At 39.8% G+C, this 23,291-nt stretch carries 19 protein-coding genes; 7 read left to right on the top strand and 12 right to left on the bottom strand.

What is annotated here, in order from left to right:
• Positions 1–2: 2 nt before the first annotated feature.
• The 6 genes from nrdR to CWB62_RS15050 all read right to left on the bottom strand — a co-directional run bounded on the left by nrdR (position 3) and on the right by CWB62_RS15050 (position 7,327).
• Positions 3–452: a transcriptional regulator NrdR gene (gene nrdR / locus CWB62_RS15025; protein ID WP_006794272.1), complete on the bottom strand. Its 450-nt coding sequence runs from the start codon at positions 450–452 to the stop codon at positions 3–5.
• A 97-nt stretch (positions 453–549) separates the two neighbouring features.
• Positions 550–1,806, bottom strand: a complete 1,257-nt coding sequence (gene glyA / locus CWB62_RS15030; RefSeq protein WP_138529740.1) for a serine hydroxymethyltransferase — start codon at positions 1,804–1,806, stop codon at positions 550–552.
• Positions 1,807–2,075: 269 nt separating this feature from the next.
• Positions 2,076–3,359: a threonine synthase gene (thrC, locus tag CWB62_RS15035; protein WP_058404257.1), complete on the bottom strand. Its 1,284-nt coding sequence runs from the start codon at positions 3,357–3,359 to the stop codon at positions 2,076–2,078.
• A gap of 11 nt (positions 3,360–3,370) precedes the next feature.
• Positions 3,371–4,306, bottom strand: a complete 936-nt coding sequence (thrB, locus tag CWB62_RS15040) for a homoserine kinase (RefSeq protein ID WP_138529742.1) — start codon at positions 4,304–4,306, stop codon at positions 3,371–3,373.
• Positions 4,307–4,315: 9 nt separating this feature from the next.
• The gene (gene thrA / locus CWB62_RS15045; protein ID WP_138529744.1) at positions 4,316–6,733 is read right to left on the bottom strand and encodes a bifunctional aspartate kinase/homoserine dehydrogenase I; all 2,418 of its coding nucleotides are present in this window, start codon (positions 6,731–6,733) and stop codon (positions 4,316–4,318) included.
• Between the two features lie 228 nt (positions 6,734–6,961).
• On the bottom strand, positions 6,962–7,327 hold the full coding sequence (locus CWB62_RS15050) for a response regulator (protein WP_058404254.1): 366 nt from the start codon (positions 7,325–7,327) through the stop codon (positions 6,962–6,964).
• Positions 7,328–7,713: 386 nt separating this feature from the next.
• Between CWB62_RS15050 and CWB62_RS15055 the strand changes: the two genes are divergently transcribed.
• Both CWB62_RS15055 and rdgC read left to right on the top strand, forming a co-directional pair.
• Positions 7,714–9,474, top strand: a complete 1,761-nt coding sequence (locus CWB62_RS15055) for a sensor histidine kinase (RefSeq protein WP_138529747.1) — start codon at positions 7,714–7,716, stop codon at positions 9,472–9,474.
• Between the two features lie 90 nt (positions 9,475–9,564).
• Positions 9,565–10,482 carry a recombination-associated protein RdgC gene (rdgC, locus tag CWB62_RS15060; protein WP_058404252.1) on the top strand — a complete coding sequence of 306 codons (918 nt, stop codon included), beginning with the start codon at positions 9,565–9,567 and terminating at the stop codon, positions 10,480–10,482.
• 73 nt (positions 10,483–10,555) lie between these two features.
• Here rdgC and CWB62_RS15065 read toward each other — a convergent pair whose 3' ends face one another.
• Entirely contained in the window at positions 10,556–11,395 is an 840-nt protein-coding gene (locus tag CWB62_RS15065) for an HDOD domain-containing protein (protein ID WP_058404251.1), read from the bottom strand.
• Positions 11,396–11,682: 287 nt separating this feature from the next.
• Here CWB62_RS15065 and CWB62_RS15070 point away from each other — a divergent pair, with 287 nt between their 5' ends.
• A complete protein-coding gene (locus CWB62_RS15070) occupies positions 11,683–13,371 on the top strand; it encodes a DUF8614 domain-containing protein (protein ID WP_138529749.1) in 1,689 nt (562 codons plus the stop codon).
• Between the two features lie 42 nt (positions 13,372–13,413).
• Here the strand turns inward: CWB62_RS15070 and CWB62_RS15075 are convergent, their stop codons facing one another.
• Both CWB62_RS15075 and CWB62_RS15080 read right to left on the bottom strand, forming a co-directional pair.
• Complete coding sequence (locus tag CWB62_RS15075) at positions 13,414–13,941, bottom strand: protein tyrosine phosphatase family protein (RefSeq protein ID WP_058404249.1); 528 nt, start codon at positions 13,939–13,941, stop codon at positions 13,414–13,416.
• A 32-nt stretch (positions 13,942–13,973) separates the two neighbouring features.
• The gene (locus CWB62_RS15080) at positions 13,974–14,372 is read right to left on the bottom strand and encodes an HIT domain-containing protein (protein ID WP_058404248.1); all 399 of its coding nucleotides are present in this window, start codon (positions 14,370–14,372) and stop codon (positions 13,974–13,976) included.
• A gap of 113 nt (positions 14,373–14,485) precedes the next feature.
• Here CWB62_RS15080 and CWB62_RS15085 point away from each other — a divergent pair, with 113 nt between their 5' ends.
• Entirely contained in the window at positions 14,486–16,711 is a 2,226-nt protein-coding gene (locus CWB62_RS15085) for a S9 family peptidase (protein WP_058404247.1), read from the top strand.
• A 200-nt stretch (positions 16,712–16,911) separates the two neighbouring features.
• Entirely contained in the window at positions 16,912–18,549 is a 1,638-nt protein-coding gene (locus tag CWB62_RS15090; protein ID WP_058404246.1) for a methyl-accepting chemotaxis protein, read from the top strand.
• A gap of 52 nt (positions 18,550–18,601) precedes the next feature.
• Here the strand turns inward: CWB62_RS15090 and CWB62_RS15095 are convergent, their stop codons facing one another.
• The 3 genes from CWB62_RS15095 to CWB62_RS18655 form a co-directional block, all read right to left on the bottom strand.
• A complete protein-coding gene (locus CWB62_RS15095) occupies positions 18,602–20,137 on the bottom strand; it encodes a M17 family metallopeptidase (protein ID WP_138529751.1) in 1,536 nt (511 codons plus the stop codon).
• Positions 20,138–20,253: 116 nt separating this feature from the next.
• Positions 20,254–21,306, bottom strand: coding sequence for a DNA polymerase IV (dinB, locus tag CWB62_RS15100; RefSeq protein ID WP_138529753.1), 1,053 nt, complete (start codon positions 21,304–21,306; stop codon positions 20,254–20,256).
• 73 nt (positions 21,307–21,379) lie between these two features.
• Positions 21,380–21,556: a hypothetical protein gene (locus tag CWB62_RS18655; RefSeq protein WP_171034614.1), complete on the bottom strand. Its 177-nt coding sequence runs from the start codon at positions 21,554–21,556 to the stop codon at positions 21,380–21,382.
• 145 nt (positions 21,557–21,701) lie between these two features.
• Between CWB62_RS18655 and CWB62_RS15105 the strand changes: the two genes are divergently transcribed.
• Positions 21,702–22,133 carry an acyl-CoA thioesterase gene (locus tag CWB62_RS15105; protein ID WP_058404244.1) on the top strand — a complete coding sequence of 144 codons (432 nt, stop codon included), beginning with the start codon at positions 21,702–21,704 and terminating at the stop codon, positions 22,131–22,133.
• Between the two features lie 12 nt (positions 22,134–22,145).
• Positions 22,146–23,198 (top strand): aldo/keto reductase, encoded by a 1,053-nt coding sequence (locus CWB62_RS15110; RefSeq protein ID WP_058404243.1) that lies wholly within the window; start codon positions 22,146–22,148, stop codon positions 23,196–23,198.
• The last annotated feature ends 93 nt before the right edge of the window (positions 23,199–23,291 follow it).

Consider the following 23,291-nt stretch of genomic DNA (forward strand, 5'->3'; position numbering starts at 1 on the left):
AATTATTCCCCTAAACGGGCAATTTCTTCGCCAAACTCGCGTATATCTTCGAACGAGCGATACACAGACGCAAACCTTACATAGGCTACTTTATCAAGTTTTTTAAGCGCCTCCATAATACATTCTCCCACCAAATGGCTCGAAATTTCTCGCTCACCCGTTGCACGTAGTTGTGATTTAATTATATTTACCACTTCATCAACTTGCTCTGTGCTAACAGGGCGCTTTTCAAGTGCACGATTTAAGCCATTAAGTAACTTATCTTCATTAAAGGGCTCTCGGCTTCCGTCTTGTTTAACAACACGGGGCATAACCAGCTCAGCCCCTTCAAACGTCGTAAAACGTTCGTGGCAATCGTTACATTCTCGACGACGGCGAACTTGATGACCACCGCCAACAAGGCGCGAATCTATAACTTTGGTGTCTTTTGCTGTACAAAATGGGCAATGCATAAATCAAGGTATCCGTTTTAAAAACAAAAAAGCCGCTAAAAAGCGGCTTTTATAATAACATGTTTACTTATGTGATCTAAATTACCGTTTTACTTTGTTAAGCGTAAACAGGTAGTTTTGCACAAATAGCTTTCACTTTTTCTTTTACTTGTGCTTGTACAGATTCATCAGCAATATTGTCTAGTACATCACAGATCCAGCCAGCAAGCTCTTTAGATTCAGCCTCTTTAAAACCACGACGTGTGATTGCAGGAGAACCAATACGCAAACCAGAGGTTACAAAAGGAGAACGCGGATCATTAGGTACTGAGTTTTTGTTAACCGTAATATTCGCATTGCCAAGCGCTGCATCAGCATCTTTACCAGTGATGTCTTTATCGATTAAATCAAGTAAAAAGAGGTGATTGTCTGTTTTACCAGAAACAACTTTATAGCCGCGATCTTGTAGCACGCTAACCATTGCTTGCGCATTTTTAACAACTTGTGTTTGGTATTCTTTAAATTCTGGTTGAAGAGCTTCTTTAAATGCCACTGCTTTTGCAGCAATAACGTGACATAAAGGACCACCTTGGCCACCAGGGAATACTGCACTGTTAAGCTTTTTGTAGATTGCTTCGTCGCCACATGCAGAAATAATTAAACCACCACGAGGGCCCGCTAATGTTTTATGCGTTGTTGTAGTAACAACATGTGCAAATGGTACAGGGCTTGGGTAAACACCCGCCGCAATTAAACCTGCAACATGCGCCATATCAACAAATAAATAAGCATCTACTTTGTCTGCAATTTCACGGAACTTAGCCCAATCAACAATGCCTGAATAAGCAGAAAAACCTGCAATAATCATTTTTGGTTTGTGCTCTAGTGCTAACGCTTCAACTTGTGCGTAATCAATTTCACCCGTTTCTTCATTTAGGCCGTACTGAATTGCATTGTACGTTTTACCTGAAAAGTTAACGTGTGAACCATGAGTTAGATGGCCACCATGCGCTAGGCTCATGCCTAAAACAGTGTCTAGCGGGCTTAATAATGCTTGAAAAACAGCTGCGTTTGCTTGCGAGCCAGCATGCGGCTGAACGTTTGCGTAATCAGTACCAAATAATTCGTTTGCACGGTCAATCGCTAATTGCTCGACCACGTCTACATGCTCACAGCCACCGTAGTAACGCTTACCAGGATAACCTTCCGCATATTTGTTAGTAAGTTGAGAACCCTGTGCTTCAAGTACGCGTGGGCTACAGTAGTTTTCAGATGCAATTAACTCAATGTGCTCTTCTTGACGTGATGTTTCTTTACTCATCGCGTCAAATAACTCTGGATCAAAGTCCGAAATATTCATGCTACGTTCTAACATTGGGGGCTCCTGGGCAACGTGTATGGTATTTTTTAGAGGCTATATTGTACGCTTAAAACCGCGCTTTGCCTACGTTCTTAAGTTGAGGATATTTAATCAGGGATTGAAACTATTTCACAGTCCTTTTAAGATGATATTTTTAAATAACTTACATAACTATTTTAAATGTTTTTCATTTATTACATTTAATTAGTTAATTGACAACGCTGTTTCACGGTTTAAAACATACAAAAAAAGCGGCCTAAGCCGCTTTAACTTTTGCTTTTTATTTAACCTAACTTAGCCAGTATTTCTGTGCGTAACGCGTCATAATCGGCGTTTATATCGCTTGCTAGGCATGGTTTAGCCAATGCGTCACTTAGTGGTTTTGGCATATTAAGCTCGATATTTAATATATCTTCCACGCTTTCTTTAAATTTAGCCGGATGTGCAGTTGCTAAAAAGATACCCGCAGCACCTGGTGCTCGGTTATTAACTAAACCTTGGTATGCAATTGCTGTATGTGGCTCTGCAACATACCCTGTTTGATGAATATTTTTCATCACTGTTTGAGTGTTTTGTTCGTCAACACTAATTGAATAAAAGTTGTCGTAACTAAACCAGTTGTTATCCAACATAGTTTGCACTCGTGGCCAGTTGTTAGGCTTACTTACGTCCATCGCATTTGAAAGCGATTCAAGCGTTGTATTTGGTGCCCAGTTTTTGTCTAGCATAAAACGTGGAACTGTATCATTCTGGTTAGTAGTTGCACTTAGCTTTCCTACTGGTAACCCTATTACAGCACCAATCATGGCGGCGCATACATTACCAAAGTTACCACTTGGTACAGAAATATGTGCTGTTGCACGCTTTTCTTTTGGCAGTTGCGCAATTGCTTCAAAGTAATAACACACTTGCGCTACTAATCGACTTATGTTGATTGAGTTAGCAGAATTAAGGCCAAGTGTTGATTTTACCTCGTCATCTAAAAACGATTTTTTAACAAGCTCTTGGCAATCATCGAAACTACCATCAACTGCGTAACAATGAATATTACCGCCTAAAGTAGTGAATAGCTTTTGTTGAGCCAGCGAAATTTTGCCTTTAGGGTAAAGAATAACCACATCGATATTTGGCTTATTATAAAATGCATGCGCTACTGCTGCACCTGTATCACCTGATGTTGCGGTTAAAATTGTAACCTTCTCGCCTTGGTTAAACTGCGCTAAACATTCAGCCATAAAGCGCCCACCAAAATCTTTAAAGGCAAGCGTAGGGCCATGAAACAGCTCCAAACAATAGATATTTTCCTCTACCTCGACTAACTTAACTGGAAAGTTGAACGCATTTTTAACCATGGCGGCAACGGTGTCACTTGGCAACTCATCACCAATTAAATGCGATAATATTTTGCCGCTACGCGTAACAAAATCCATATCAAGCAGTGCATCAACATCAGTCAATGGCGCTAAAGATTCAGGAAAAAATACACCTTGGTTACGCCCGAGTCCTGTTTTTACTGCTTCAACAAACGACACTTTTTGTGAGTTATCTTTTAAATTATGTAATTGCATGACTTCTTTTCCTATAAAACATTTAATTGACGCGTGCCGTCGTTATCTAACTTACAAATATGGCAAAAGCCTTGCTCATTTATATAATTATCTTTTAGCCATTTGGCGCATTGCTCAGCCGCTTCCAGTGTTTTACATACAGTAAATAACGTAGGGCCTGCACCTGAAATACTCACTATTTCAGCACCCAGTGCGGGTAAACTTGCTTTGGCCTCACTAAAGCCAGTAATAAGTGGCGCTCGATATGGCTCTGCTATTTCATCTTTCATAATGCTTAATGCATCGTCAAAACGTGCTGTTAGTAACAAGCTACTAAAGGCCGATAAACGCTGCGCAAACTCAATGCTTGCATGCATACTAAGCTCTTTAGGTAATACAGAGCGCGCTTTTGCCGTATTAAGCGAAAAGCCTGGAAACGCCGCGACGTAATACCAATTTTCATCAACCGGAAGTTCTATCGATTTATTAGGAATTAAATCGCCAGTTAGCTGCAAGCCGCCTAAATAACATGGTGTGATGTTGTCGTAATGGCGCCCGCCACTTACAACGGCTTCAAAATCTGCCATCAACTCAATTAACTCAACTTGGTTCAACTGTGTTTTTGCAAATTTATCAAGCGCTGCAAATGTAGCAACAACCGAACAAGCACTTGATCCTAACCCTGAGCCAATTGGCAGGTTTTTTTTAAGTTCAAGCTTTACTGAAGGCATATATGGAGCAACGTGCGCTCTGAAATGCACTAAGCACTGATATGCTAAGTTCTCTTTCGCATCACCCGGTAATTTATGAGCATACTCGCCAGAACAGACAAACTCATCATTAGTCGCTGCACTTACAACCGCTACGTCACCCAATAAACTGCCATCAATTGGCGAAAGTGCGGCACCCAATGCATCAAATCCAACTGCAAAATTACCAATAGACGCAGGTGCATATACTTCAATCATTTTTTACTCCTAGCGCGATAACGTTTTTAAAACATCTGCAAATACACCTGCAGCAGTTACTTCAGAACCCGCACCGTAACCACGAATAACAAATGGGCGTGGTTGGTAGTATTGGCTTAAAATAGCCAGTGCATTTTCACCATCACGAATAACATTAAGCGCATGTGATGAATCTACCGCCTCAATACCTACTTTACAGTGCCCTTCTTTAATTGTACCCACGTAACGCAATACTTTTCCTTCACTTGCTGCCTGCTCTATACGGGTATTAAAGTCAGCATCTAAGCTTGGCAGTTTTGCCATAAACTCATCAATACTGTCTCCTTCGGCAAATCCTTGTGGTAATACCGACTCAACTTCAATATCGCTTAGCTCTAGTTTCATACCTGCTTCTCGCGCAATAATGAGAAGTTTACGCGCAACATCCGTTCCTGATAAATCGTCTCGAGGGTCTGGCTCTGTGAAACCACTTTCTTTTGCTTTTATGGTTGCCTCTGACAATGACAAACCATCTTGAAGTGCACCAAACATGTAAGATAACGAACCAGATAAAATACCGCTAAATTCAAGTAGCTCATCACCCGCGCCAAATAACGACTGTAAATTGTCGATGACTGGGAGCCCCGCACCTACGTTGGTTTCATATAAAAATTTGCGATTGTTTTTTTGCGTTGCTGCTATTAAATCTTGATAGTAAGTGTACGAGCTAGTTGTTGCTTTTTTGTTGGCTGCGACAACATGAAAACCGGCATTTAAAAAGTCAACATATTGCGCCGCCAGTGCATCAGACGATGTGCAATCCACCAGCACAGGGTTAACTAAGTGGTTTTGCTTAACAAATTGCTCAACAAGTTTTAAGTCAAACGCTTGCTCTGATGCAGCTAATTTTTGTTGCCAATCACTAAACGCAATGCCTTCACTATCAAGATGTAGCTGACGCGAGTTTGCAACGCCATACAAGTTAAGTTTTATATTGCGCTTTTCAAGCCATGCTTGTTGACGCTCTAATTGAGATATAAGCTCTTGCCCTACTAAACCACACCCAAGCAAAAACACATCGATTGATGGCACATGTGTGAAAAAGTTCTCATGGCATATTTTTACTGCGTCGTTACATAACTCTCCATCAATCACAGCTGAGATAGCGCTTTCGGTGGAATCTTGTGCAATTGCCACTATATTTACTTGTGCTTGGCAAAGCGATGCAAAAAATTTAGCCGCTAAACCGCGGTGCGCGCGCATGTTATCGCCTACAAGCGTTACTATGGCTAAATTACGCTGTACTTGCACAGGTTCAATCAAACCTGCTTGTGATTCAAGTTCAAAAGCCGTTTGCAATGCTGTTAATGCAAGGGTTAAATCGCTTTCATGTACACAAAAGCTAATGCTAAATTCACACGACGATTGTGTGATTAACACAATCGACACGTTGTCATGAGCCAGCGCATTGAATACTTTTGAGGCCATGCCCACTTTGCCTTTCATGCCTGGGCCCGAGACAGTTAGCATAGCAAGGTCTTGCAGACTTGAAATTGCTTTTACCGGTTCGTCTGACGAATAATCATTACCGATTAGTGACCCTTGCGCGTCAGGGTTGTGCGTATTTTTTATTTCACAAGGAACGCCGGCTTTAGCGCACGGCAAAATAGTTTTTGGATGAAGAACTTTGGCACCAAAATAAGAAAGCTCCATTGCTTCTTTGTAAGACAAGAAATCGACTTTAGTGGCTTTTTTGATATAACGAGGGTCTGCACTGTAAACACCATCAACATCAGTCCAAATTTGGCAAACATCTGCCTCTAAACAAGCCGCAGCGATGGCTGCAGAGTAATCAGAGCCATTTCGGCCAAGGGTAGTCAGCTCGCCTTTATCATTGCTTGCTGTAAAACCTGGCATAATATAAATCGTGGCTGGGCTTTCTTTTAACACAGCTTGGAAACGCGCTTTGCTTGTTACTAAATCAACCTCTGCATCTATGTAGCCACCTGTTGATGCAACACAGCTAGTCGCTTCTAAATACACTGCTTGATGTGAGCTTAATAATCGCTGCATAAGCGATACACTAACACGCTCGCCAAAACTAATAATATAAGCGCGCACCTGTTCAGGGCAGCACTTAATTAATGACACACCATTAAGCTTATTTTTTAGCGCGTCAAAATCTGGCCAACTTTCAATTGCGCCATACTTTTTTTCTACGGCTGATTTCAACTCATCACAACGTCCAGTTAATGCCTCCCATAAAGGGCCAAAGTCATGGCCTTGCTCTGCAGCACTTGCCAGTGAAACCAATGAATCAGTCATCCCACCGGGTGCAGATAAGACTAATAGCATTTCATCTTTTAATTGTGCTTTAACTAATTGAGCTACCTGCTCAAGACAAGCAAAGTCGGCAAGTGATGACCCACCAAATTTTAAAACGCGCATTGTTTATGTTCCTCATTCCATAAAACGAAAAAAGGCCTGTGTTCTAAGTGAACACAGGCCTTTAAATTTGTTGCACCGACCTATGCCACTATCCAGAAAGAATGGTGGTTGTAATAATAAAGGTCAGTACGCGATTAAATGTTTTCATGGGGTAAGACTGCACTAACAAAGGCTATGCTGTCAAGCGCAAATTAAAAGATAAAACAGCCTTTTTTAACATAAAAAAACCTAGTGAATGCCAAATTTATGCAAAATACCATTCATTCGTGTTTTATCTATTGGTTTGTTTATAAAATCGATAGCGCCTAATTTAGCCACTCGCAACTTCATTTTCTCTTGTATATCAGCAGAAATAACAAGTACAAAACACTCAATCTTGTTTGTTTTTATGTATTCAAGAACGCCAACGCCGTCAACTTCAGGCATGGTTAAATCTAGGCATAACAAATCAAAACGGTTCGTTTTTAGTAGTTCAATCGCTTGTGCGCCATTTGTAGCTTGCTGAATATCGGCATTTATACACTGTTGCAAACATCTGATTACTTGTTTTCGTGCAACTGTTGAGTCATCACACACTAAAATAGAAAAATTCATATTATAAAACTACTAAATAAGCATAATTAATGTCGTTAAGGACAACGGTCGGTAGCAAGGTCGTATTTTTGTACAATGGTACCTATATTTACTACAAAATACCTGTGCTTTTTGTCCACATTTTGTAACAATCTATTATTGAATAAACTTAACAAGCTAAAAGGGATAGTTTACTATTGCGAAAATGCATAAAAAACAAACAACAATTAGTTTATCAATAATATATAAACACTCCGATATAGGTAGTGTGTAATAAACAAAAACAAAAATCAGCCTTTATTTGTCATAAAATAAATCATTTATTATTTGTTTTTAAGCATTTATTGACTAGATTTTAAATAGTAGTGCAAATACTTAATTAAAGTTCAAGGAATTATTGATACCCCATGCTACAAAAAAGCCTTTCTAAAAGATTACTGACCAGTGTGTTATCGGTCTATTTTTTGCTTACCTTTGTAGTGACATGCGGGCAGGTACTTGCCGAGTACATAAATACTAAAGATTACATTAAAGATGAACTTGCCACTTTGCAAAAAACCTTTAGCCGCAGTTTAACACGAGCAATTTGGGAGCTTAATACAAAGCAAACAATAACGACCGCAGAGGGCCTGCTAGCTATTCCTATGATTGAGGGAATTATTGTGCGTGATGATAGTGGCGAGGTTATTTCACAACTTGGCCGCTCTTTAGATATCCATAAGCTCTACAGCCAGCAACTTGTTCAAGAAGAAGCCATGTTGGAAGACTCAAAATCAGGGTTATTTGGCTATACCTTCCCACTCATTTTTGAATTTTCAGGACGGGCTACGCAAGTAGGTGATGTAACGTTATTCTCCAGCAGAGAAGTGGTACTGAGTAGAATAATGGTATCAATCTACTTTTTGATTGGTAATGCCATGATTAAAACAACATTTTTAATTATTTTATTCTTAATGGCGTTTAGAAAATTACTCACCGACCCACTTTATCAACTCACCGAACAAATCGAAAACCTACAACTCGATGAGCTAGAAGGGCAACACATCGAAATTGAGACCGAAGAGCACAATGAACTTAAAGTAATGGAGCAATCTTTTAATAACCTAATCGATAAGGTTGTTCAGTACAGAAAAGAGCTCGAGCGAACTCAAAGCAAATTAATTGTGAGCAACGAAAAATTAGACCAACATAATATTCAGCTAGAGCAAGATGTTGCCCGTAAAACGTCTAATTTAAGTCAAGCAATGATGGAATTACAACAGCAAAAATATGAATTAGAAAAACAAAAAATAGTCCTTACCGATGAAATAGACTTGCGCCGAAGCACCGAGCAAGAGTTGCTCACAAAACAAACAGAATCGCAACGTTACATTGACGAGCTAAAACTTGCTCAAGAACGACTTGTTGGTACAGAAAAAATGGCCGCTTTAGGAGGGTTAGTTGCGGGGATCACCCACGACATAAATACCCCCATCGGCATTGGTGTAACCGCGGTATCATTTTTAGAAGAGCGCTTAAATAAGCTTGAAAGTGCCTATGCTGAAAAAACACTTTCCCCTAAAGCATTAGAAGAATTCATTAACGAAGCTAAGCAAAGCACAAGCTTGCTTACAACAAATTTAGATAGAGCCTCAGACCTCATTGCAAGTTTTAAGCAAATTGCTGTAGACCAAGCCAGTGAGGCTGTGCGTACCATAAACTTTAAAGATTATGTAAATGAAGTAATACGCTCGCTTCACCCTAAATTAAAAAAAACATCGCACACTATCAATCTGCAATGCCCCGATGACCTAGTATTAAATTTGCCAGCCGGCGCCATAAGCCAAATATTTACCAATCTCATAGTTAATTCACTTATTCATGGTTTTGAAGGTAAAACCAATGGTGTAATGGATATTACTATTACCAGTGACGAAAAAAACTTAACCATTGACTACAAAGACAATGGTAATGGAGTACAACCAGATCAACTTGAAAAACTGTTTAACCCGTTTTTCACCACCAAACGCGATGAAGGTGGAAGTGGTTTGGGCACTCACATAATGTTTAATTTAGTTAAGCAAACTTTAAGCGGCTCAATTGAGGCAACAAGTGAACCTGGTGAAGGGTTGCATTACTTTATTCAGTTTCCTAAAAATATGGCTAAACCACTTTCTATATTCAATTAAAGTTAATTTAAATAGTCGTTAATCAGTCATTTCGAGGAACGATTTTTATTGCTATGATTGAGCAAATTTTTCAGATGGATTATCTCCCCTATGTGGTTTAGTAACCTTATTTGTTACCGCTTTAAACAAGATGTTTCGTACACACAAGAAGACTTTGATAAAGCTCTAGAACAAGACCTATTTCGCCCTTGTACAGGCCAAGAGCTCTCTACCTTTGGCTGGACTAAAGCATTTGGAAAGCATAGCGAAGCACTTTCTCACTTCTCTCAAAAGAGTATATTAGTATGTGCTAAACGCGAAGAAAAAGTATTACCGGCTTCTGTAATAAATGAATTAGTTGCCGAAAAAGTTGACCAAATCGAAGCTGAAGAAAATCGTCCAGTTAAAAAGAAAGAAAAAGACGAATTAAAAGAAAATATTCTTCATACCTTACTTCCTCAAGCATTTAAAAAGTCGAGCCTACAGTTTGCATTTATTGACCAAGAAAATGGGTGGGTTGTAGTAAATAGTGCAAGCTTTAATAAAGCTGAAGAGCTTTTAGCACTATTACGCAAATCATTAGGTACACTCCCTGTCGTGCCTGCATTTGCAAATTATGACCTTGATGTATTTTTAACTGATTGGCTAACTAACTTTACCACACCAGAAGGCTTTGCAATTGGCTCTGACGCTGAACTTGAAGAAGCTGATGACAGTGGCGCGCAAGTTAAATTAAAAGGCCATGATCTGTCGTGTGATGAAGTTAAATCACACCTTGAAAGTGGTAAACGCGTTACTAAACTAGCCCTCGATTGGCAAGAGCGTGTTAAATTCATGTTGCAAAATGATGGTTCAATCAAACGTTTGAGTTATTCAGATACATTAAAAGAAGAAAACGCTGACATACCTAAAGAAGATATGGCAGTAAAACTTGATGCCGATTTTATTTTAGCATCTGAAGAAATTAAACAATTGCTAGAAGAGCTAACCCAAGGTTTAGGCGATGCTGACGATTTAGTTACCCCCTAAGCACGCGTTAAATAGTAATAAAAAAGCACGATATTTAATCGTGCTTTTTTATTACGCTAAATTTAAGGCTTAATTAGCTAAACATGTCTTTTACGTCTACAAGCATTTCATTGTATTCATCGCTTGAGAACAACTGCATAGATGAAATAACACCTTTATCAATATAAGTTTGTAGAGCTGCTGATTTATCAGATACCTGTAAAGTCCCCTCTAAAATAGCCCCAATTCGAATAAAATCTACATAACTTATTTGTTCTGGTTTATAGCTTGGGTCAGCCCAACTTAATGCCACATTTGAAAACTCAACAGGGAATTCCCACGCATCCATGATTGATGACCCAATTTTGCCACTTAGCTTTTGAATAGCATGTGCTAAAAAGCTAGGATTTGCAAACACCTCAGGGTGGCGCTCAGCTTCAGTTAATATAGGTAATACACCAATGTTATAAACTAAAGCCGCTAACGTAATTGAATCTCGATTTAACGACGTACGTTTATTATTTTGTAAGTAAAACTCCATTAACGTAATTGAATGACTCGCCACCGTTAATGTTTTTTGCCACGCTTTACCCATATAGCCTTTGATAAGATCATTGTTAGAAACAAATAATTGTTCCATAGCCATTGCTGTCGCTATGTTTTTAATTTGACGCAACCCAATGCGGGTAACTGCTTGATGTAAGGTAGATACCTTAACCGCACGTCCCATAATTGCACTATTAGCTACTTTAATCATACGAGCAGATAACGAAGGATCTTGTGAAATAACCTCCGACATTTGCATTAAATTAACTTCAGGGTTGTCTGCAGCTTGGCGAACTTTAACCGCAACTTCAGGTAATGTAGGTAATACAAGTGTATCGTTATTTATTCTATCAACTAATATTGTTAATAATGCATTCTCTGTAGACATAAAGCAGTCATCCTTTTAGTTGTAATAGTACTACACGCTACAACAGTTAATTTTTATAATAATGAACTTACAATCAGTATTGCCTAACTTACCGTTAAAGTTAAGGAAATTATATAATTTTATTTTGCTCTCTTATTTTCAACAACACAATTACCATACACCGCCTAATACTTGCTATTTACTGTTTAGGTTTGCTTTAATGCTGTCACAATATAGTAGCGTGCCGCCAATGAGCCCCAAAACAAGCGTCTACCCATTATTAAATTAACTTTTAAATAGGCAAAATAATGATCTTAAATAAAATTAGCCAAGCCATTATACTCTCTGGTGTTGTTTTTCTGAGTGCATGTTCAGAACAACCGTCATCATCTTCAGAGACCACATCGCAAACACCCGTAAAAGTAATGGGGCCTGAGCTTATTAATGTTGATAAACAACGCTTAGACATATACACCGACTTTAGCTTACAAAGCGATTTATCACACTTAAGTGACAATCAAAAGGCAATGGTTGCTATTCTGATAGACGCATCAAAAATAATGGATGCCTTATTTTGGAAACAAGCATTAGGTGAAGATAAAGATGCCTTTTTAGCAAAACTAACTGATCAACAAATTCGCAAATTTGCCGATATAAACTACGGCCCGTGGGATCGTTTAAATGGCGATGAAACGTTTCTTTCAGGCTATAAAGGAAAGCCACTGGGTGCACAGTTTTACCCTGCTGATATAACTAAAGAAGAGCTTAATAACGCGGACGTAGAAGATAAAACAGGCCTCTACTCAATTATTAAACGCGACGAACAAGGTAAGCTTTACAGCGTGCCTTACTCAAAAGAGTACGCAACAGAACTTGCAAAAGCAGCCGACCTACTTCGCCAAGCCAGCAAACTTGCCGACAATAAAGAATTTGCAAATTACTTAAATCTCCGTGCTGACGCGCTTCAAAAAGATGATTTTCAGGTATCTGACTTTGCATGGATGGACATGAAAAATAACCCAATCGATGTGGTTATTGGGCCAATTGAAACCTACGAAGACCAATTATTTGGTTATCGTACTGCCTATGAATCTTATGTATTAATTAAAGATTTAAAATGGAGCGAGCGTCTTGCCAAGTTTGCAGCCTTTTTACCTGAGCTTCAAAAAGGTTTACCTGTTGATGACAAATATAAACATGAAGTCCCCGGATCAGATGCAGACTTAAACGCGTATGACGTTGTTTATTATGCTGGTCATTCAAATGCCGGCAGCAAAACCATTGCAATCAACTTACCAAACGATGAGCAAGTTCAGTTAGAAAAAGGCACGCGCCGCCTACAACTTAAAAATGCCATGCGCGCTAAATTTGATAAAATATTAGTACCTATTTCAGAGCAGTTAATTGTGCCTGAGCAACGAAAGCACATTACCTTTGATGCTTTTTTTGCTAACACCATGTTTCATGAAGTAGCGCATGGTTTAGGTATTAAAAATACGATCACAGGTAAAGGAACGGTTCGCCAATCATTACAAGAGCACGCAAGCGCACTTGAAGAAGGTAAAGCCGACATTTTAGGTTTATACATGGTTGAGCAGTTATTAAATAAAGGCGAGATCAGCGAAGGAACTATTGAAGATTACTACATTACCTTTATGGCCGGCATTTTCCGCTCAGTGCGTTTTGGTGCGTCAAGTGCACACGGGAAAGCGAATATGATTCGCTTTAACTTTTTTGCACAAGAAGGCGCATTTTCTAAAAATGAAGAAGGCTTGTACCGCGTCAACATGGAAAAGATGAGTATTGCTATGGCTAAGCTTTCTCGTCTAATTTTAACTTTGCAAGGTGACGGCGATTACCAAAAAGTCGACCAGCTAATTGCAACCCATGGTGATATTAAAGAGTCACTCACCAAAGATTTAGAAAAACTAAGCCAAGCTAACATTCCAGTAGATGTCACATTTAAGCAAGGTAAAGACGTACTTGGTCTTAACTAAAACTAAAAAGGCGTTACAATTAACTGTGTAACGCCTTTAGTTTCATTTGCTTATAACATCTCGCACTTTAGATTCCAGGCTCTTCATTCCCCAGCGCCTTCCTTTTTCAAGCGCCTCTTCAATACTTAACCCGTCTTCATGGGCTGAAATAGCAACTAAAGCCCCAACTCGATTACTACTAGCACAATGAACCAAAACCGGCTCACCGTTTAGTTTTTTAAGTAAATTTGCTAAGTTGCGTGCATTCGCGACTGTAATATCTTGGGCACCAGAAATAGGCAATGCGTGATAATCCATACCAAGCGTTTGAACAAACTCACCTTCATCCCAATCTTGTTCATTTGTCCCACGTAAATTTATAACGTGCTTCACATCTGCTTTAGATAATTGCTTTAATTGCTCTTTGCTGGGCTGTGCAGCCGAATACACAAGGTTGCTATGAACAGCAAAGTTCTTAATATCAGCTTTTTTTACAACCTCGGTATTATTTACCTGCTCAGTAGCAGCAACATAACCGCCCGATAACGCAATAACAAATAAGCTCGTAGTCAGGGTTTTAAGTAATTTCATTTTAATCCTCACTTGTGTAAATGTTTTCGCTTTTAAAAACGTGCTTTTATTTTTTCTATTTGTTCTTCAGTGTAAGGGACTGCCGCAAACTTACCCCATATTGGCGCAGGCCACGCCTTATCAGTTTTAAATCGTGCAATATGATGAATGTGTAGTTGCGGCACCATATTCCCTAAAGCCGCGACGTTTAATTTATCTGGGTTAAAAACCTCAATAAGTAACTTACTTAGTTTTGCAGACTCTTTTAAATACACCACTTGATCGTCTTCAGATAAGTCGATTATTTCTTTTAAACCAGCTTGCCTTGGTACTAATACAAACCAAGGATACAGGCTATCGTTTAATAAAAGCACCTTGCAAAGAGGCCAATCGGCTAACTCGATACAATCTCGTTGAAGTTCAACAGCCAGTTCAAATTGACTCTCAGTCATTGTGTTTATCCTTGTTAATCTTTAATAATTGCTACTTTATAGCATTTAGTTGCAGTTGCACACGCTTGGCTTTACCATTCAAAATAATATTTATACTGAGCTAAGGTAACCTTGTGCTAAAAAAAATAAAACACCTCTCACTTGCTGTACCACTTATTGTTGGTGCTATCAGTGTTCAAGCAAAACCTTTATCGCTAGAACGGATTTTTGATGACCCAAGCCTGTCAGGTAAATCTCCCGTTCAACTTAAATTTTCGCCAGATGGAAGTCGTGTAACCTATTTACAAGGTAAAACTGACGACTACAACCGTTACGATTTGTGGGAATATAACCTAGACGATAACACTAATCGCGTATTAGTCGATTCAGCCGAATTATTTTCTGGCCCTGAAAACCTATCTGATGAAGAAAAAGCACGCCGTGAACGCCAACGTATTTTTGGCAAAGGCATCCTAGAGTACACATGGTCAACCGATGGCAAAGCGCTTTTGTTTCCGCTTAATGGTGATCTGTATTACTACGACTTAGCCTCAGCTAAAAGTAAAAAGCTGACCAACACAGAAGCATTTGAAACCGACGCACGCTTTTCGCCAAAAGGTAACTACGTATCGTTTATACGAGAGCAAAATCTATATGCGTTAGAACTTCATTCAGGTAAAGAAATTCAATTAAGCCAAGATGGCGGCGGCGTTATTAAAAATGGCATGGCTGAGTTTGTAGCGCAAGAAGAAATGAGCCGCATGACAGGTTACTGGTGGTCTGGTGATGAAACTAAAATCGCTTACACCCGTGTTGATGAATCCCCTGTTAAAGAAGCTATTCGTAACGAAATATATGCCGACGAAGTAAAATTATTTAATCAGCGCTACCCTTTTACCGGTACCGACAACGTAAAAATTCAGTTAGGTGTCGTTAAATTAAACGATCAAAAAGTTGATTGGATTGACTTAGGTAAAAATCAAGACATATACATTGCCCGTGCTAAATGGTTAAAAGACAGCAAAACGCTTTCTTACCAATGGCAAAACCGCTCACAGCAAACTTTAGAACTACGTTTTTATGACTCGGAGTCTAAAAAGCAAAAAGTAGCCCTAACCGAAAACAGCGATACATGGATCAACCTGCATTTTGACCTCGTTTTTTTAAAAGACAAAAAACACTTTGTGTGGGCGTCTGAGCGTGATGGATTTAAGCACCTGTACCTTTACCGCACAAATGGACAGTTAGTTCGTCAAATTACATCGGGTGACTGGGCTGTTGATAGCTTAAAAGGCGTTGATGAGAAAAAAGGCATAGTGTACTTTGCAGGCAGAAAAGATACACCACTTGAAAGCCATTTATACAGCGCGCCTTTATTTAAAAAAGGCGACTCTAAACGAATCACTGAAAAAGGCCAGTACCACAACGTCGTACTTGCAAAAGATAGTAAAACGTTCATCGATACAAGTTCTTCAGTGAACAAACCAAACTCAGCGGCACTGCGCAAAGTTAACGGCGAATTTATTACATGGCTTGAAGAAAACAAGCTAGATAACAACCATCCACTTACTCCTTACCTTAGTAATTTAGCTAAACCTGAATACGGGACAATTAAAGCTGAAGATGGTCAAATAATGCATTACCGCCTATTCAAACCAACTAATATGAGCGCGGGTAAGAAACACCCTGTCATTGTAAATGTATACGGCGGTCCACATGCTCAGCGCGTTACAAATAGCTGGCGTAGCAAAAATTTATACTTTCAATATATGGCGCAACAAGGTTATGTGATTTTTCAACTTGATAACCGTGGTTCGTACAACCGTGGTAAAAAGTTTGAAGACGCTATATACAAAAACCTAGGTGACGTTGAAGTAGCAGACCAAATTAAAGGGGTCGAATTTTTACGTACACTTGACTACGTAGATGCTAAGCGCATTGGCATATATGGCCATAGTTACGGTGGTTACATGGCATTAATGACCATGTTTAAAGCTGGTGACTACTTTAATGCCGGTGTGTCAGGTGCGCCAGTAACAGATTGGGCATTATATGACACCCATTACACCGAGCGTTATTTGGGTCACCCTGATACGAATGCAAAAGGGTATGAAGCCAGCGCAGTATTTCCATACACCGATGGCCTTAAAGGGCCACTGATGATTTACCACGGTATGGCAGACGACAATGTATTATTTACCCATGCAACTAAACTATTCAAACAACTGCAAGACAGTGAAAAGCAGTTTGAAATGATGACCTACCCAGGTTCAAAGCATAGTTTACGCGGTAAACAGGTTCAAACTCATTTACATCAAACTATTACGAATTTCTTTAACCGTCATTTTGATGTTAAATAACAAACAGTAACTTACTTATGAAGGCTGATTTTTAATCAGCCTTTTTTATTTAAAGCCAATCTTAAACTCAGCCTTTGTTCAATGGTTCCTATAAAGATCGAAATTAACCCTCAAAAGATAAACATCCCCTAGATTAAATGCATATTTTTACTAAACTTATTTGATGCACTTTTTTGTGCAAATAAATAAAGGATACGCACATGCTTAATCTTCGACGTTTTAGTATTTTTCAGCGTTTTGCTATGTTGGTTGGCATTGTTATTTTTGGCTTAATTGTGTTGAGTGTTTCTAGCTTAAATAACCAATATAAAGCCCTTAAATACGAACAATACCTAAAAACACAAAATGTAGTGGAAACCGCTTATAGTATTATTGAACACTTTTACACACTCGAACAAAACAATACACTCACACAGCAGCAGGCACAAACGCAGGCAATAAGTGCAATACGTGCCCTTCGCTACGATAAAACTAATTATTTTTGGATAAACAACTACCAACCAGAAATGGTAATGCACCCAATAAAACCTGCCCTTGAGGGTAAAGATTTAACAAACAATAAAGACCCAGACGGTAAAGCGTTGTTTGTTGAAATGGTAAACATTACTAAAAAAGACGGCGAAGGCTTTATCCCTTACAAATGGCCAAAACCCGGCGAAGAGCAACCCGTTGATAAAATCGCCTTTGTAAAAGGGTTTAACCAATGGCAATGGATAATTGGCTCAGGTGTTTACTTAGACACCATTGATGCGGCCTTTTCCTCTCAACGTAATCTTATTATTTTAAATGCTGTGGTGATGATTGTAGCTGTTATTGCATTTAGCTACTTTATAGGGCGAAGTGTGTTACTACCGACGCGACTTGCTGCCAATATGATGAAAGATATTTCGCAGGGTGAAGGCGACTTAACACGTACTTTAAATGAAGAAGGTAACGATGAAATTTCGAAGCTATCGCATTCATTTAATTTATTTGTTTCTAAAATGCGTGAATCTTTGGAACACGTATCAAAAAGTGCAAACGATGTTAACGAACACGCCCACACCGTTGACGATTCAACAAAAACTAGCCAATCATTCATAGAGCTACAAAACGACAGCTCGACACAAGTTGCAGCGGCAATGGAGCAAATGACCCACCAAATACATGATGTGAGTAGCAACGCAGAAGCCGCAGAGCAAGCAGCTAACGATGCAGCACAAAATGCATCAACGGGTAAACATGTCGTCGCAGAAACAATAACCGCCATAGAAACACTTTCAGCAAACATTGAAACAGTAAGCCGTGTAACTGAAGATTTAGCGAATGAAAGCCAAAACATAGGCTCTGTACTTGATGTAATTAGAAGTATTTCGGAGCAAACAAACCTACTCGCACTGAATGCTGCAATTGAAGCCGCACGAGCGGGTGAACATGGCCGGGGGTTTGCAGTAGTTGCTGACGAAGTGCGCACACTTGCCAGTAGAACGGGGCAAAGCACGGATGAAATTCAATCAATGATCAGTAAGCTACAAGAAGGTACCCGTGCGGCTGTAGACGCAGTAAAAGCTAGCCAAACACTTTCTGTATCAACTGTTGAACAGGCGTCCTCTGCTAATAACTCACTTAATGAAATAGAACGACTCGTTTCTATTATCACTGAAATGAACAGCCAAATTGCACGTGCAACAGAGCAGCAAACTCAAGCTGCAGATGAGGTAAACTTACGCATAAACGATTTATCTCAATCAACTGAACAGTCGTTAGATAACACCAAGCAACTTAACAGCGCAAGTGACAAGCTCAAACAAAGTAGTACAGAGCTTTCATCTATTGTTAATCGGTTTAAATTACATTGAGTATAAAAAAAGCCCTGTTAAACAGGGCTTTTTAATCTAAGCAGTTAACTACTTATAAGCAGTAACAGGCAAATAAACTAGCAACAGAAGCCGCTGTTGGTTTGCCATGTTGCCAATCACCGCCTTCAACACCGCTACCTGCAATATCCATATGCACGTATGGCAATGGCTGTGCAGCGTCAGTTCCGTGTTTATCAAGTCCGCCAACAACAGCTAAAAACGCCATAGGGAACTGGTGACCACGTGCAGTAACCGCTGAAGCGGCGTTATTACTTGAAAGTACATCATCTGCTAAGGTACGTGGCTTAATAAAATCGTAATCTTCACGGCGCGAGCGCGATACTTCAGCACCATCTGCCCATAAATCACCACAATCAGCAATTTGGCGAGACACTTTAGCAAGCCGTGCTGGGCCATTTTCTACATAGGCACCATAAGGTCCCATAGCTCGTGCAGCATGACCTGTAAGCGTTGCCACGGTAAACAGTGTAGGATTAACTTCTGTTTTAGCTAAATCTTTCATTTCGCTTAATAGGTCACCCATTGCCAAACGTCCTTCAGCATCAGTATTACCAATGCGTACGCGCACACCTTCACGGCTGGTAATTATCTCATCAGGTACAAAACAATCAGACCCAATTGAATTACGCACTACCGCTAAGTAAGCAATAACCTTTACACCTTTTGGTTGATAATCAGCAACGGCCTTCATAAAGCCTGCAACCGACGCAGCCCCCCCCTTATCACGACTCATACCAGCCATGTAACCACCCACTTTCAAATCAGCACCGCCGGTATCGTAAACAAGGCCTTTACCAACAAACATAAGTGTACGGGTCACTTCGCCTTCAGGTACATACTCAAGTTTTACAACGCGTGGGTGGTGGCGTTCAACCGAATAGGATGCACGCGCAACAGTACTTAACATAGGGTAGTTTTTGTCAATGTCGGCAATATTGTCAATAACATCAACTGCTATATTTGTGCCTTTAAATAAATCAACACAATAATCTGCAAAGCGAGGGGGCGCCATACGCTCAGGCTCAGTACCACATAAATCACGAGCAGCATACTGGCCAGCCGCAATCGCATTAACGGCTTTAACTGTCTGCGAGCTCGCATTAATTAACCCAATAGTGGCTATCGGTTCAATGCCCTCGCCATGGTGCTCACGTGCTTCTAATGGCTGCCAAAGCGCTTGGCACATACCTAAAAATGCAACTTCTAGCGCATACTGATAACGGCTATCACCTGACAAGCTAGGTAAAAATAAGGCCGGGTTTACACTACCTGATAACTTAGCTTCATTAATTGCAAGTTTAGCGGCATCAAAATAACGACGCACATCGTCGTAATCTCTATTTAATGGTCCTGTTGGTGCTAAAATCACGCGCTTATTGTCAATAACAAGTAAGGTTACTTGCTTGCCAATACGCGCATCAATTTTTGACTGAGCTAAAACTGCATCGCGTAGCGAATTATTAGGTAATTGAGAAAAGTCATCACTTATGATGATCAGTGCGTCATGTGATGCACATTCAAGGCTAGCGCTTGTTACTTGGGCTAACACGGCTTTAGGGTATGCCATAAATACAGATCCTGTTAAAAACATAGACCTTTATTATCGTCGATTTGTATATTGAAGACCAGTAAGATGCGATAAGCGTTTAATTTATCTAAAACGCTTGTTAAAAATTTTACGCATTAATCCAAAATGCTCAATTGTAAGTTACGCTCTGGCTGGCTTTTAATACCGACGCCAATACCTAATAACCTAACAGGCTGCTGCAACCCTCGTTGGTACGCCTTAGTAAGTAACTGTACAAAAATTTCGGTATTTAATTGGTGATAAGCCTGATCGGCTGACGTAACCACAAAATTAGCAAATTTCACTTTTACACTCAGTTTGTTGATACGACTTTGTAATTGTTGCTTATCAAGCCTACGCGTTAATTCATCAATTAAGCTAGGGATCTGATCCAAACATTCTTGGAGGCTGGTTTTATTGTATTCGTAGGTGTGTTCAACACTTAGCGACTTACGTATCCGCTCAGTTGAAACGCTACCAATGTATTCTCCCGCACATTTTTGATAAAGCGATACACCAAAATTACCCACATGCTGCTGCATCCAGTTCACCCCTTTTTCACGCACATCCCTTCCAATATAAAGCCCTTTAAGATTTAACCTCTCTAATGTCACTTTCCCCACACCGGGAATTTTCCCTAGCGGCAGCTGTTCCAAAAATTGGTCAACCTCATTAGGTAGTACAACAAATTGGCCATTTGGCTTATTTTCGTCACTGGCTATTTTAGCAATAAATTTAACGGGGGCCACACCCGCAGAAGCTGTTAATCCTGTAGCGTTATATATGTCAGCCCTTATTTGCTGAGCAATAAGTGTAGCACTGCCTTTACAGGCTTGGCTGTCAGTAACATCAAGGTAAGCTTCGTCAAGAGAAAGTGGTTCTACAAAGTGGGTATAGCGACTAAACACTTCGCGTATTTGGCTCGATATTTCTTTATAAACAGCCATACGTCCGGGCACAATAACCAAATCAGGACATAATTGCTTAGCATGGTAATTAGACATCGCAGAGCGCACGCCAAACTCTCTGGCTATATAGTTGGCAGTAGATAACACGCCGCGCCGACTGTTGCCGCCAATAGCAAGCGGTACATTTGCAAGCTTTGGGTTGTCTCGCATTTCTACCGCCGCATAAAAGCAGTCCATATCTATGTGTATAAACTTTTTCATCACCACAATAAATACTGTTTATTTACACAGTTATTATCATGTAATCACTATTGATAATCAAGCTTAGTGGCAATTAAAAAAGACGTTTATTGTTTTCTTGCTCTTTCATGCTTCGTAGCCAAAGCAAAACTTCAAAAAAGAACCCTGCCAAAATAAGAATAATAGCACCAGAGGCGTTACCCATTGCATAACAGGTAAACGACGCTATAAAAACTAAACTAGCTAATAACCAATTAATTATATTTTGCATGTGTGTGCTCCTGTGTGTGTTTTTTAACTGTATACCAAAATCAATTGGTTACAAAGTTTTTTAAAACCACCTAATTACAAATTCCCTTGAGCTCGCTAGTTCATATTGATAACCTAAGTGCTTTAAAGTTAAGAGCTATAAGTACATGCAAAGGTTCAAAGATAATCACCCAATTCATACCGACATCACTGTAGCATGGGCCGACATGGACGCCCTTCAGCACGTTAACAACGTGGTATACCTGCGTTATTTTGAAATAGCCCGAATAGACTTTTTAAATAAACTAAACTTATTCGACACCATTAAACCTGGTGGTATTGGCCCTGTAATAAGTGAAAATACGGTTCGCTATAAACGCCCGGTTACCTTTCCAGACACCCTAACTGTTGGCGTGACTATTTCAGATATTAAAACCGACCGATTTGTTATGAATTACAGTATATTTAGTCACGCACAAAATGCCATAACCACTACAGGCACATCAAAAGTAGTCATGTTTGATTTTAAAACGGGTGCAAAAGCGCCTATTACAGAGCCACTTTTATCAGCCTTAGTAAAATACGCCCAAGACGAGTAATAAGGAATTTTTATGCAATACAGCCCACTTGGTAGTAGCGGTGTTGATGTTTCAAGAGTCTGCTTAGGCAGTATGACCTGGGGCGTTCAAAACACCCAACGCGATGCAGACGAGCAAATAGCCTATGCATTAGATCGAGGCGTAAATTTTATTGATACAGCTGAAATGTACGCTGTTCCTCCCTCACCCGAAACCTACGGTAAAACAGAACATATTATTGGCGACTGGCTTTCTCGTAATCAACAAAAACGTAGCGACATAGTACTGGCAACAAAAATAGCAGGTAATGGCCTATCGTGGGTACGAGGTGGTGGCGATATAACGCGCCAAGCAGTTATAGAGGCGGTTGATAATTCCCTCAAGCGCTTGCAAACCGATTATATTGATTTGTACCAACTGCATTGGCCTAATCGTTCAACGCCACATTTTGCAAGGCAGTGGCCAGGAGTACTTAAATTTAGTGATGTAGATACGCACGCTCACCAAGCTGGCATGCTTGATATTTTAGAAGGCCTTAACGATTGTGTTAAAGCGGGTAAAATCAAACATTGCGGGCTTTCTGACGATACACCTTGGGGTATAAGTCAATTTGTAAGCTTAGCCAAAGAGCATAACTTGCCACGCATGGTGTCTATTCAAAATGAATTTAGCTTAGCCCATGCTAAAGACTGGCCCTATTTAATTGAGCAATGTGTACATGAAGATATTGCCTATTTACCTTGGTCCCCCCTCGCGGCCGGTTTATTAACAGGTAAATACCTTAATGGTGCTCGTCCTGAAGGTTCTCGATGGAGCTTTGCACAGCGAAACGGAATATTTAGAGATACGCCCAATGCTCAGCAAGCAACTAAGCAATATGCCGAGCTCGCATATGCAAACAACATAACGCCTGCACAACTTGCTCTTGCGTGGTGTAATCAGGTTGATGGAGTAACGTCTTCTATCATTGGCGCTACGACTATGGCGCAGTTAAAAGAAGACATAGACGCATTTAGCATTACTTTAGATGACGAAACCTTAGCAGGAATAGGAACTATTTTTAAAAACTTCCCTATGCCTTATTAGCTTAAGTTTGTACCTTAAAATTAATATTAAAGCAGGTAAATCACTACCTGCTTTTTTTAAAACTAATAAAAATGAATGTTTATTATTGTTAAT

Origin of the sequence: Pseudoalteromonas sp. S408 (assembly GCF_005886645.1) — a bacterium.
Taxonomy (GTDB): Bacteria; Pseudomonadota; Gammaproteobacteria; order Enterobacterales; family Alteromonadaceae; genus Pseudoalteromonas.

Bases quoted from the DNA above. Each gene is read 5' to 3' on its own strand.
- CWB62_RS15055 (WP_138529747.1), top strand. From the start codon at position 7,714: ATGCTACAAAAAAGCCTTTCTAAAAGATTACTGACCAGTGTGTTATCG.
- CWB62_RS15090 (WP_058404246.1), top strand. From the start codon at position 16,912: ATGCTTAATCTTCGACGTTTTAGTATTTTTCAGCGTTTTGCTATGTTG.
- thrC (WP_058404257.1), bottom strand. From the start codon at position 3,359: ATGCAATTACATAATTTAAAAGATAACTCACAAAAAGTGTCGTTTGTT.
- rdgC (WP_058404252.1), top strand. From the start codon at position 9,565: ATGTGGTTTAGTAACCTTATTTGTTACCGCTTTAAACAAGATGTTTCG.
- CWB62_RS15105 (WP_058404244.1), top strand. From the start codon at position 21,702: ATGCAAAGGTTCAAAGATAATCACCCAATTCATACCGACATCACTGTA.
- nrdR (WP_006794272.1), bottom strand. From the start codon at position 452: ATGCATTGCCCATTTTGTACAGCAAAAGACACCAAAGTTATAGATTCG.
- CWB62_RS15070 (WP_138529749.1), top strand. From the start codon at position 11,683: ATGATCTTAAATAAAATTAGCCAAGCCATTATACTCTCTGGTGTTGTT.
- glyA (WP_138529740.1), bottom strand. From the start codon at position 1,806: ATGTTAGAACGTAGCATGAATATTTCGGACTTTGATCCAGAGTTATTT.
- dinB (WP_138529753.1), bottom strand. From the start codon at position 21,306: ATGAAAAAGTTTATACACATAGATATGGACTGCTTTTATGCGGCGGTA.
- CWB62_RS15080 (WP_058404248.1), bottom strand. From the start codon at position 14,372: ATGACTGAGAGTCAATTTGAACTGGCTGTTGAACTTCAACGAGATTGT.
- CWB62_RS15075 (WP_058404249.1), bottom strand. From the start codon at position 13,941: ATGAAATTACTTAAAACCCTGACTACGAGCTTATTTGTTATTGCGTTA.
- CWB62_RS15110 (WP_058404243.1), top strand. From the start codon at position 22,146: ATGCAATACAGCCCACTTGGTAGTAGCGGTGTTGATGTTTCAAGAGTC.
- thrB (WP_138529742.1), bottom strand. From the start codon at position 4,306: ATGATTGAAGTATATGCACCTGCGTCTATTGGTAATTTTGCAGTTGGA.
- CWB62_RS15065 (WP_058404251.1), bottom strand. From the start codon at position 11,395: ATGTCTACAGAGAATGCATTATTAACAATATTAGTTGATAGAATAAAT.
- CWB62_RS15095 (WP_138529751.1), bottom strand. From the start codon at position 20,137: ATGGCATACCCTAAAGCCGTGTTAGCCCAAGTAACAAGCGCTAGCCTT.
- CWB62_RS15050 (WP_058404254.1), bottom strand. From the start codon at position 7,327: ATGAATTTTTCTATTTTAGTGTGTGATGACTCAACAGTTGCACGAAAA.
- CWB62_RS18655 (WP_171034614.1), bottom strand. From the start codon at position 21,556: ATGCAAAATATAATTAATTGGTTATTAGCTAGTTTAGTTTTTATAGCG.
- thrA (WP_138529744.1), bottom strand. From the start codon at position 6,733: ATGCGCGTTTTAAAATTTGGTGGGTCATCACTTGCCGACTTTGCTTGT.